The sequence below is a fragment of the Flavobacterium psychraerolatum genome, assembly GCF_025960985.1.
Lineage (GTDB): Bacteria > Bacteroidota > Bacteroidia > Flavobacteriales > Flavobacteriaceae > Flavobacterium.
The window spans coordinates 1-12,641 of record NZ_JAOQMX010000069.1 but is presented as its reverse complement, the minus strand read 5'-3'; the positions used below and the strand labels follow the sequence as shown (position 1 = coordinate 12,641).

Annotated in this window: 5 protein-coding genes; 3 read left to right on the top strand and 2 right to left on the bottom strand. The window is 32.7% G+C overall.

Annotation, left to right across the window (positions count from 1 at the left end):
• Positions 1-99 precede the first annotated feature (99 nt).
• Positions 100-852, top strand: a complete 753-nt coding sequence (locus tag M2326_RS16890; protein ID WP_264620724.1) for a transposase — start codon at positions 100-102, stop codon at positions 850-852.
• 468 nt (positions 853-1,320) lie between these two features.
• Here the strand turns inward: M2326_RS16890 and M2326_RS16885 are convergent, their stop codons facing one another.
• Both M2326_RS16885 and gltB read right to left on the bottom strand, forming a co-directional pair.
• Positions 1,321-2,778: a glutamate synthase subunit beta gene (locus tag M2326_RS16885; RefSeq protein ID WP_264620723.1), complete on the bottom strand. Its 1,458-nt coding sequence runs from the start codon at positions 2,776-2,778 to the stop codon at positions 1,321-1,323.
• 4 nt (positions 2,779-2,782) lie between these two features.
• Positions 2,783-7,297, bottom strand: a complete 4,515-nt coding sequence (gene gltB, locus M2326_RS16880) for a glutamate synthase large subunit (RefSeq protein ID WP_264620722.1) — start codon at positions 7,295-7,297, stop codon at positions 2,783-2,785.
• A 417-nt stretch (positions 7,298-7,714) separates the two neighbouring features.
• On the opposite strand from gltB, the gene sucC reads away from it, so the two are divergent.
• The gene (gene sucC / locus M2326_RS16875; protein WP_264620721.1) at positions 7,715-8,908 is read left to right on the top strand and encodes an ADP-forming succinate--CoA ligase subunit beta; all 1,194 of its coding nucleotides are present in this window, start codon (positions 7,715-7,717) and stop codon (positions 8,906-8,908) included.
• Positions 8,909-9,288: 380 nt separating this feature from the next.
• Positions 9,289-9,627: a hypothetical protein gene (locus M2326_RS16870; protein WP_264620720.1), complete on the top strand. Its 339-nt coding sequence runs from the start codon at positions 9,289-9,291 to the stop codon at positions 9,625-9,627.
• Positions 9,628-12,641: the final 3,014 nt, after the last annotated feature.

The window sequence follows — 12,641 nt, the reverse complement described above, 5'->3', positions numbered from 1 at the left end:
CTTCTCTTCTAAACTCCATTTCTTGTATTTCATATCTCAAATGTACTATTTGAAATTTAGAATATCACTCTGAACTTATAAGGGGCTAAAATAAATGGAATGAAACTTAATAAAAAGGGAGACAAGAAATATATAAAATTTAGTATGGCATTTTCAAATGTGCCAATTCATTCAAAAATATTTACGGAACAACAATTTCTTTCAGAAGATTTTGCATTAAGAGAATTGATAAATGAATGTCCATTAAGTGCTAATAATATTTTAGTTTTTGACAGAGGTCTTCAAGCTAGATCTACCTTTGATGAGTTTAGTAATAAAGAGTTAGTTTTTGTAACTCGTCTTAATAATTATGCCCGTTTTGAAACAATAAAAAAATTAGATATTCTCGAGAATCAAACCGAAAGATTAATTATTGAACAAGATTTACAAGTAAGATTATTTGATAAAAGAAGTAAAAGAACTGAAAAGTTTTTACGTCTAATTATTGCCAAAGAAAAAGAAACTGAAGAAGTTTTTTATTTTTTAAGTAATAGTAAAGAATTATCTTCTAAAGAAATAGCTGACATATATAAACAACGTTGGGAAATTGAAGTGTTTTTTAAATTTATCAAACAGAATTTGAATTTTAGTCATTTGATCACTAGAAATACAAATGGAATTAGAGTTGTAATGTACATGACATTAATTACAGCAATACTTTTGACTGTTTATAAGAAGTTAAATGAATTAAAAGGATATAAAATACCAAAACTAAAATTTGCAAATGAATTAGAGGTGCTAATAATCAAAGATATAGTAGAAAAATGTGGAGGAAATCCCAATCAAGTTGATGATATTCTCAAACCTAAATAAGGTTTCGAACACTTATGATTTGCAATCCGTGCCCATTCCAATTGGAAACTACAACAAATAAGGAAAACAATTTCTGATTAATTTTCTAAACCTGCATAATTTATAGCTGAAATAAAAAAATGATCATCGGATTTTTTTTGAAATATTCTGAGAAGCTAAATTAGGAAAAATAGTAGTGTGTTTGAAGGTCAAATTATTTTGTTTAATACAGTTTTGTTCTATACTTTTTTTTGTAAACTAGTCTCTTGTGTTAGTGTGATTTGCGTGAGGGATAGCAATGAAAAGCCCGCAAACAAGTGTAGCGATAGCGGAACTTGTTGAGGACTTGCAATGTATAGCCCGACCCGCTTTTTTTCAGCGGGGCACGCCCAAATGATTTTACTAGATTTACTCCATTTGTTAATGCTTTATAACAAAAAAGGCTGTCTAAAAATAGACAGCCTTTTTAACACTATGTTTGTAGCGTACTTATTGTACACCTGGTAAGTCACCACCTTCTTTTGTTGGTAGGTTTGTATGTCCCATTAGGTACAAATCTACTTCTCTTGCAGCCTCACGACCTTCAGAGATTGCCCAAACGATCAAAGATTGCCCTCTTCTCATATCTCCCGCAGTAAATACATTCGGTACATTTGTTTGGTAATTAGTAGCTTGATAGTTGCTTCTAAAATCAGTTTTCAATCCCAATTGCTCTGCCAAAGTTTTCTCTGGACCAGTAAAACCAAGTGCTAATAAAGCTAGGTCACATGGCCAAGTTTTCTCTGTACCTTCAATTTCGATCAATTCTGGACGTTGTCCTGGAACGATTTTCCATTCTACATTTACAGTTTTCAAAGCGATTAATTTACCAGAAGCATCTTTTACAAATTCTTTGGTGTTAATTAACCAGTTTCTACCAGCTCCTTCTTTGTGAGAAGAAGATGTTTTTAACTGTAAAGGCCAGTAAGGCCATGGAGTCGTTTCGCTTCTTCCTACTGGAGGTTTTGGCATGATCTCAAAGTTGGTCACTGATTTCGCACCATGACGGTTTGAAGTTCCCACACAGTCAGATCCTGTATCTCCACCACCAATTACGATTACATCTTTATCTGTAGCCATAATTTGGTTTTCGATAGTTTCACCAAAAACTACTTTTGTTTGTTGTGTCAAGAAATCCATTGCTTGTACTACACCATCTGCATCTGCACCTGGAGTAGGTAAGCCTCTTCTTTCTGTAGCACCACCACAAAGTACGATAGAATCAAATGCTTTTAAGTCATTGATATCATAGTTCACACCTACATTAGTGTTTACTTTGAAGATGATTCCTTCTGCTTCAAGGATTGCTACACGTCTGTCGATAATTCCTTTTTCCATTTTGAAATTTGGAATTCCGTAACGTAATAAACCACCAATTGCATTGTCTCTTTCAAAAACAGTAACAGTATGACCTGCTCTGTTCAATTGTTGTGCCGCAGCCAATCCGGCTGGTCCTGAACCAACAACCGCGATTGTTTTTCCAGTTCTTTCTTTTGGAGGTTGTGGTTTAATCCATCCCTCTTTGAAAGCGCGTTCAACGATATTTTTTTCTATGTTTTCAATAGATACTGGCTCTTCAATAATACCTAATACACATGCTTTTTCGCATGGTGCAGGACACAAACGTCCTGTAAATTCAGGAAAGTTATTTGTAGAGTGTAATATCCAAGATGCTTTTTGCCATTCTCCTTGGTGAACCATGTGGTTGAAATCTGGAATTAAATTCCCTAACGGACATCCACTATGACAAAACGGAATCCCGCAATCCATACAGCGTGATCCTTGTTTTGTAATATCAGCTTCACTCAAAGGAACTGTAAATTCTTTATAATGTCCTACACGTTCTTCAACTGCTGTGTATGATTCATCTATTCTTTCGAATTCTTTAAAACCTGTTACTTTTCCCATTGTATTATGCTGTTAATTCTTCTACCATTTGTTCTTCAGTCTCTAAACGCTTCAAGGCTTTTTTGTATTCAGTAGGCATTACTTTTACAAAATTTTCTAAGCTTACATTCCAATCTTTCAATAAATCAGTTCCTCTAGTACTGTTTGTATAAAGGACATGTTTTTCAATTAACTGTTTTAATTCTTCTGCTTCTTCTCCTTCTATTGTTTCAAATTCAATTGTCTCCGTATTACAAAGACCATTTTTGAATTTGTGTTCTGGGTCATAAATGTAAGCGATACCTCCGCTCATTCCTGCTGCAAAGTTTCTTCCTGTTTTACCAAGAACAACTACTTTACCACCAGTCATGTACTCACAACCATGATCTCCCACACCCTCAACTACTGCTGTAGCTCCAGAATTACGAACTGCAAAACGTTCTCCTGCAATACCGTTGATGTAAGCTTGACCTTCAACAGCTCCAAATAAACAAACATTTCCTACGATGATATTATCTTCGGCTACAAAAGTAGCAGTAGCTGGCTTCTTGATGATTAATTTAGCTCCGGATAATCCTTTACCTAAATAATCATTTGTATTTCCATCTACAGTAAATGTCAGTCCGTGTGCGCTAAATGCACCCAAACTTTGACCTGCAGAACCAGTGAAGTTAATGTTTAAAGTATCCTCAGGTAATCCTAAGTGACCGTATATTTTTGAAATTTCATTACTTACAATTGCACCTACCGAACGGTTGATGTTAGTAATTGGGTAATCCAATGTCATTTTTTCTTTTCTGTATAAAGCACGGTGTGAATCTTTCAAGATTTGGAAATCCAAAACATTCTCTAAGTTATGATCTTGTTTTTCTGTGTTTCTTACCGTTAGATATTTATAAGAATCTGGTCTGTGTAAGATAGAAGATAAGTCTAAACCTCTTGCTTTGTAATGTGTAATTGCTTTGTTGGAATTGATTTTGTGCGTTTGCCCAATCATTTCTTCCATGGTTCTGAAACCTAATGAAGCCATGATCGCTCTTAATTCTTCTGCAACATAGTAGAAGAAGTTAATTACGTGCTCAGGAGTTCCTTTAAAGTTTTTACGCAATGTTTTATCTTGAGTTGCAATACCCACTGGACAAGTGTTCAAGTGACATTTACGCATCATGATACAACCAGATGCTACAAGTGGAGCAGTTGCAAAACCAAATTCTTCAGCACCTAATAGACAAGCAATAGCTACGTCACGTCCTGTTTTCAATTGGCCATCACATTCTACAACGATACGACTTCTTAAGTTGTTTAATACTAAAGTTTGTTGTGCTTCTGCCAATCCAAGTTCCCATGGAAGACCTGCATGTTTCAACGATGTTAATGGAGATGCTCCAGTTCCACCATCATAACCCGCAATTAATACAACATCTGCTTTTGCTTTTGCAACACCAGCAGCAATTGTACCTACACCAACTTCAGAAACCAATTTCACATTGATACGAGCTTCTCTGTTAGCATTTTTCAAGTCAAAGATTAATTGTGCTAAATCTTCAATTGAGTAAATATCGTGGTGGGGTGGAGGCGAAATCAATCCAACAAATGGAGTTGAGTTACGAGCTTCTGCAATCCAAGGCAATACTTTTTCACCTGGTAATTGTCCACCTTCTCCAGGTTTTGCACCTTGAGCCATTTTAATTTGAATCTCTTTTGCACTAGATAAGTAGTGAGAAGTTACTCCAAAACGTCCTGATGCTACTTGTTTGATAGCCGAGTTACGACTGTCACCATTTACATCTGGTTGGAAACGTTTTCTATCTTCTCCACCTTCACCAGAATTGGATTTCCCTCCAATACGGTTCATGGCAATAGCTAAGTTTTCATGTGCTTCTCTAGAGATCGAACCGTATGACATCGCTCCCGTTTTAAAACGTTTTACGATATCTGTCCAAGGTTCTACTTCATCCAATGGAATAGGGTCAAGATTGTCAAATTCGAATAGACCACGGATAGTCATCAAACTTGTAGCTTGATCGTTTACCGTTTTGGCATACAAATTATAACTATCTTGGTCACTCAAACGTACTGCTTGCTGCAATTTAGCAACAGTAGTAGGGTTGAACATATGACGTTCTCCATTACGTCTCCATCTGTATTCTCCTCCAATGTTTAATCCTAAACGACTTGGAACTAAAACATCTGGATAAGCGTATTGATATCTTTCATTAATTTCTTTTTCGATTTCATACAATCCAATACCTTCAATTCTTGAAGCTGTATAAGGAAAGTATTTTTGAACAAATTTAGAATTGAAACCTACAATTTCAAAAATTTGAGATCCTCTATACGAGTGTAACGTAGAAATTCCAATTTTGTTCATGATTTTCAAAATACCAGATCCAATTGCTTTGTTGAAGTTGTCAACCGCTTTTTGTTCACTGATACCTGTAATGAAACCATCTTGTACTTGCACACGAATGATTTCGTTAACCATATAAGGGTTAATAGCACTTGCTCCATAACCAAATAGGGTAGCAAAATGATGTGGTTCACGTGGTTCTGCCGATTCGATAATCATATCAAAATACGAACGCTTGCGCAAACGGTTCATTTGATGTTGAACATAAGAACAAGCTAATAAGGCAGGAATAGGAGCGAAGTCTTTGTTAACGCCTCTATCTGATAAGATAATCAGATTTGTTCCTCTTTCAACTGCTTTTGTAATTTGGATAATAATATTTTCCAAAGCATTTTCTAAACCATTCAATCCTTTATCTTTAGCGTAAAGAATTTCAATAGTTTCTGATTTGAAATTATCAACGGAGATATTTCTAATTTTTTCTAAATCATCATTAGAAATTACTGGATTTTGAATTCTTAATTTTCTACATTGTTTGCTAGAAATATCAAAAATGTTTCTGTCCTGACCCAAAGCCAAACTAATGTCTGTTACAATTTCTTCACGGATACCATCCAAAGGTGGATTGGTAACTTGAGCAAATAATTGTTTGAAGTAATTAGGAATTAATTGTGGTCTGTCCGACAATACTGCAAGAGGAGTATCGATTCCCATAGAACCCAAAGCTTCTTTACCAGCTTGTGCCATTGGTACAATCATTTCTTGAATATCTTCAAGTGTATAATTGAATAAACGTTCTCTTGTTTTTAAATCGATTGTTTCTATAGGACAAGCAATTGTTGTTGTAGGAACATCTTTTAAGTTCAAACGGTACTGATTCAACCATTCTTGATACGGTCTTTCAGAAACGATTTTGCTTTTGATTTCCATATCATTGATGATACGACCTTCGTTCATGTCTACCAAGAACATTTTTCCTGGCTCTAATCTACCATGGCTTTCAACATCTGCAGGGTCAACTTCTACAACACCAATTTCTGATGCCATGATTAATTTACCACTTTTTGTTACTGTATAACGTGAAGGCCTCAAACCATTACGGTCTAATAATGCTCCTACGTAGTCACCGTCACAAAAAGGTACAGAAGCAGGTCCATCCCATGGCTCCATGATACAAGCATTGTATTCGTAGAATGCTTTTCTTTCATCAGACATGGTTTTATGTTTCTCCCATGCTTCAGGAATCATCATCATCATTACTTCTGGTAACGATCGTCCTGTATGTGTTAACAACTCAACCACCATATCCATAGAAGCAGAATCTGACTTACCTGGTAAAATGATTGGGAATAATTTTTCGATTTGCGGTCCAAAGACCTCACTTTTCATAATTTCTTCACGTACACGCATTCTACTTACGTTACCACGCAAAGTATTGATCTCCCCATTTTGACACATGTATCTAAAAGGTTGAGCCAATTCCCATGTAGGCATTGTATTGGTAGAGAAACGCTGGTGTACCAACGCCAAACGAGTTACTAAATCTGTTTGTTGTAAGTCAGTATAATAAGGCCCAATATCCTCAGGCATAATGATACCTTTGTAAATTAGGGTTGTAGTAGATAAACTTGGTACGTAAAAATAATCGCTTTGCGAAATTTTTGAATTGATGATAGCATGTTCTGCAATTTTACGTGCAGCATATAATTTAGCTTTAAAAGTAGCTTCGTCAATAATATCTGTTTTTCCAATAAATAATTGTTCAATTGCTGGCTCAGAAGCCAAAGCAATTTCACCTAATTGAGTAGAATCTACAGGAACTTCTCTCCAGCCCAAAATGGTAAGACCTTGTTCTTTGATTTCTTTTTCAAATATGTCTTTACAGAAAACGTATTGGTTTTTGATTTTTGGCAAAAACACCATTCCAACTGCATACTCACGTGCCGCAGGTAGTGTGAAATCACATACTCTGTTGAAATACTCATGTGGTATGTCAATCAAAAGTCCTGCTCCATCTCCTGTTTTTCCGTCAGCACTAACACCACCACGGTGCTCTAGTTTTACGAGAATTTCTAATGCGTCATGTATAATTTGATTCGTTTTCTCCCCCTTAAGGTTGCAAATAAAACCAGCTCCACAGTTTTCATGCTCGAATTCTGGCAAATAAAGGCCTTGTTCTTTAAGTTTCATGCTTGATAATTTTTTTTACAAAAATAAAGATTTCATTGTATATATTGAACTGAAAACGTGGTTTAAGCTATATTTTTATAATAAAATCATAAAATTAAGCGATAATTGTCAATAAGTCGGTTTTTTGAGCGATGTATTGGTAAATTGATAATTATAATTGTTATTAAAAGGCATTTTTAGTCAATTTGTGACAAAATTCAAGTTTTTTTTTACGAATTTTCGAACGTTATAGTGTTTAGTTTTTGTTAAATTTTTTTCGAATTCAGTGATATAAATCGTTTTCTTTTTTTTTAACATTTGTTCTGAAATAAATGATTTTTAAATTTTAAAAATATTTCTCACTTAGAATGTATTTTGTTACTTTTGTGCCACTTATTTATTCTGAAACAAATTCAGAGTCCAGATAAAATCTATATTATGAACATACACGAATATCAAGGTAAAGAAATTCTAGCAAGCTACGGAGTTCGCATCCAACGCGGAATAGTTGCTAATAACGCAGTTGAAGCTGTTGCTGCTGCAAAACAATTAACTGCTGAAACCGGTACTGGATGGCATGTTATCAAAGCACAAGTGCACGCAGGTGGACGTGGAAAAGGTGGTGGAGTAAAATTGGCTAAAAACTTAGAGCAAGTTGCTGAGATTTCAGAACAAATCATTGGAATGCAATTGGTAACTCCTCAAACTTCAGCTGAAGGAAAAAAAGTTCACAAAATTTTAGTAGCCGAGGATGTTTACTACCCTGGTGAAACTGAAGTTTCTGAATTTTATGTTTCCGTACTTTTGAATAGAGGTACAGGTCGTAATATGATTATGTACTCTACTGAAGGTGGAATGGATATTGAAGAAGTTGCTGAACATACACCACATTTAATTTTTACAGAAGAAGTTGATCCAGCTGTTGGATTACAAGGTTTTCAAGCAAGAAAAATTGCTTTCAACTTAGGGCTTTCTGGAAATGCTCTTAAAGAAATGGTGAAATTTATCGATGCTTTATACAAAGCATATATCGGATCTGACGCTTCAATGTTTGAGATTAATCCAGTATTAAAAACCTCTGATAATAAGATTTTGGCTGTTGATGCTAAAGTTGATATCGATGATAATGCTTTATACAGACAAGTGAAGATTGCTGAAATGCGTGATGTTCGTGAGGAAAATCCAATCGAAGTGGAAGCTAAAGAAGTAGGATTGAATTATGTAGATCTTGACGGTACTGTTGGGTGTATGGTAAACGGTGCAGGTCTTGCAATGGCTACTATGGATTTAATTAAATATGCTGGTTTTGAGCCTGCTAACTTCTTGGACGTTGGTGGAACTGCTGATGCTAAACGTGTTGAAACAGCTTTCCGTATCATCTTGAAAGATCCAAACGTAAAAGCAATTTTGATTAACATTTTTGGTGGTATCGTTCGTTGTGACCGTGTTGCTCAAGGGGTTGTTGATGCTTACAAAAACATGGGAGATGCTATTAGAGTGCCAATTATTGTACGTTTGCAAGGAACTAATGCTGGAATTGCAAAAGAATTAATTGATAATTCAGGTATGCCAATTTTATCTGCTGTAGAATTTCAAGAAGCAGCTGACCAAGTGAAAAAAGCACTTTCTTAATTGAAACATAATTTATAACTAGTGTTTTGCTAGTTTTTACATAATGAAAATCCTGAGTGAAAGCTCAGGTTTTTTTTTGTTTTATACTAACTTCGGTTTTTTTGATTTGTATTGTTATCACAGTGTTAACTAGTTGAGCTATTGTTTGTGTGTTTAATTCTTATTGGAAGATTATATTTCATGCTAATTATTAAAATTATTATCAAAAAAAATGGTAAGCGTCTATTTTTAATTGGATAAAATTATATAACTCATTTTTGAAACAATTAGATTCATTTTACCATTGCGTTAAGGTCCTTCCAGGTATGATTTATGTTGTTTAGAAAGACTGTACTTTTGATTCGAAAAAAGAAAGAAAGTAAAACGTAAAGAAAGAAATTATGAAGAAAGTAACCGCATCAATCGTATATGTTTTGTTATTGTGTACTGTAGTGATGTCTGCTAGTGCTATGAAACCCAAAAAAACATATTCTAGAGTGTATAATGAGTTGTCGGTGCTTTTGGCTCCTAGTTCGTCTGAAGCTCAATTGGAAAATGCTACTATTGTAAAAGTAAAAATTCGAATTAATTCGAACAACCAGATTGTTGTTTTGGAAACAAACTCTTTGAATGAGGAGCTAAATGAGTATATTATGGAAAGCCTAAATTATAAAAAACTTGCAACAGACGAATTGTCTACAGAAACTGACTATGTATTTGATGTGAATTTTCAGTCGTAAAATAATTTGTCTAGTCCTAAATAAACGATAAGGATTATTAGATTTAAAATAATTAATTAAACACTTGCAAGAACATTTTTGCAAGTGTTTTTTGTTTTATATGTTCTCTTTTAATTCTGTAAGTGCATTTAATTCGGTGTTAGAATATAATTAGAAAAATAGGGTTGTAGTTAATTATATATTTATCAATTGATTTTTCACGATTTTCTTCCTGATTTTCAAATCATGATTGTATTTATCAATCATATTTTCCTGTTTTAAAATTCCATTTATTTTTTCAGCTACTTCATTTTCTTATGGATCAGAGTTTTGTGTTATACTTGGTAGTATTCTATTTTAACTTAGGATGTTTTGGTAATCATTAGCGTAATAATACAGTCCTCTGTTTGAATGGTGTATTAAAGGCGTTTTCTTAACTTCACTTTGCTATATATCCATCTTTAGGGTTGTAATACGGTTTCTCTCTTTTTTCAATGTATATTATATCAAAAAACCAAACTTGATTGGATCTATTTGTTTTTAAGTTAAGAATTTGAATTTGGTGTTATTTTAAATGATAATATGAATTAGTTGTTATATGATAACTGCATTTTAGTTCGATTAATAAGTGATTAATCCTTGAGTGTTTCAAATAATTTATATCTACCAATTTTCATTATATAAACTCGTCTAATAACAAATGTATGTTTTTTTGGTACCTAATCTTGGTATGAAATTTCTAATTACCATAACCAATGAAACCGTTTGAACGCTTTAAATTTTTCCACAATAAACCTGTCTGTTAACCCCGAATAAATTACAGGTGAACACTACTGTTTGTTGTTTTTTTTTGTTAAAATGTTCGATTGTTCGGATGATGAGTTTTTTTTGGATATCGCTATGTCTGTTAGGGACGTGAAATAAAAAAAAATGCCTTAGAATATTTCTTAGGCATTTTTATTGGTTATTATAGTTGTTTTGGTATTGTATATTTTTTTTGTAATATCAATGGTTAAGCTTGTTGGTGTTATTCGAATAATAGATAGAAGTACTTTTTTTTAATATTCACCTGTTAATACGACTCGAATATACGAGATTGTTATTGTTTTGCAAATAATTTGTGCTTTTTTTTATACTTTAAGTAGAAATAAGTACTTATTATTTTATATTTCTTACGTTTTCTGTTGTTTCGTATTATTGAAATTCAACTTGTTTTTGCTTATGAGTAGAAATGATATTGGACTATTTAAACCTAAAAATAAAATGCTAGGGTAAAATATTTTATTTGAATAGCCTGTTTAACTACTATTTTTTTAACGGTACATTGAAATACACTTTGATTACTTATGTTTATTTAGGAGTAATTAGAATTAAATCAGTTGGATTGCTGGTGAGGCTCTTAAAAAGCTATATTATACACCTATGTTGATGTAGTTTGGGAATTGGAAAATACCATTGAGATACAGGGTGTGAGATTAAAAATTTATATTGTGGTTGCTGTTGTTGTTTATTGGTCTCTAGAGTTAGCTCGTTTTTTGTGAACAGTTGTTCTTGGTTTGTTAAAAGATCTAGATTTTAAATATTTTATCAGAAAGACAATTATTTGTCAATTTGGTTTAAAATAAAAAAACCCGAAACGAAAGTTTCGGGTTTTGCGGAGAAAGAGGCTCCGCGACCTTTATGAAAATACCAATAAATATAAAGCTTTGCTAAGTGGTAATTAAATTGGGGTAACTAATAGGGTAACTAAATTTAAAATGGTTTATTTATTACAAGGTACAATAAATATTATTTAATTATTCAATATTTTAGTTATTTGATTTTAATAAATTCAAGACGACCAATTACTTGTAAATAAATCTTTAGAAAATATTTATTGTGTGGTCGGTATTTTATTAAGAGGGACTAATACTTTTGAAGATGTTTTTACCACATAATGCTTCTTTATTTAAACTGCTTTATTTTGTGATATTATCAAGATTATAATAATGCCCCTATTATTGTGACTGAATATTAATCCTAAATATTGGTTCTAAGAACATTCGAATAATGTTTCTATATAACCAAATCGATACCTTCTATTTATTTGTGATACTTTCTATAAAAAATGCCTCATATTATTTATAACTTTTTGGAATATTTTATTGATCCCGAAAAAAGGTAAAACTATGCACTTTAGTGCATTTCAACTTTAGTTTCTAAAAATGCACATGTGAAATATGGATTTTCAAGGAATAAATGTATATATAGTATCGATATTAATTGTTTATAAGGTTTGTTCAATAAAATAAAGATATGCAGTTTTTCAGGGAGATATAAAAATTCGCTGTAGAACTATTTTAATGCATATGCTTGAATGTAAATAAGTTGAATAATTAAAAGCGGTTGTCTCAAATGATCATGTTCACATGCACATTTTAAAAACGACCTTTTCAAGATATTAATTATTTGGTTAAATCTATGAAAGGACGTTCTTCAAGACATGTATGAAGTGAGCTTCCAGATTTTAAAAAAAGATATTGAGGCAGAACATTATTGGGCAATAGGTTTTGGGTATTGCAGTACAGGTATTATTACAAATTAAATGGTAAATCAATATTTGGAGCATGATTAAAATCCGAATAAAAGTAATAATGATAACTTCGTAATTGACGCTAATAACATGCAGACTTTAATTCAGACAACCAAATTTATGAAGTTTAAGTTCATATTGATTTGTTTTTGATTCAGACAGAGTTGCCAATTATGCATATAATTAAATGACAAAACTATTTATTTATTATAGAAAAATAATGCATAGTATAAGTTGACGAGGAAATTGCTGGGATAATACTTTTGCATAAAGTTTTGCAAAACTAATAATTGTGAATGTTAGTACACTTATCATCTTTGTTCTTTTCAACACTTAAATGAGGAATTAAATAGGATGTAGATTGCTACTATTTTAGCCCCTTATAAGTTCAGAGTGATATTCTAAATTTCAAATAGTACATTTGAGATATGAAATACAAGAAATGGAGTTTAGAAGAGAAGTT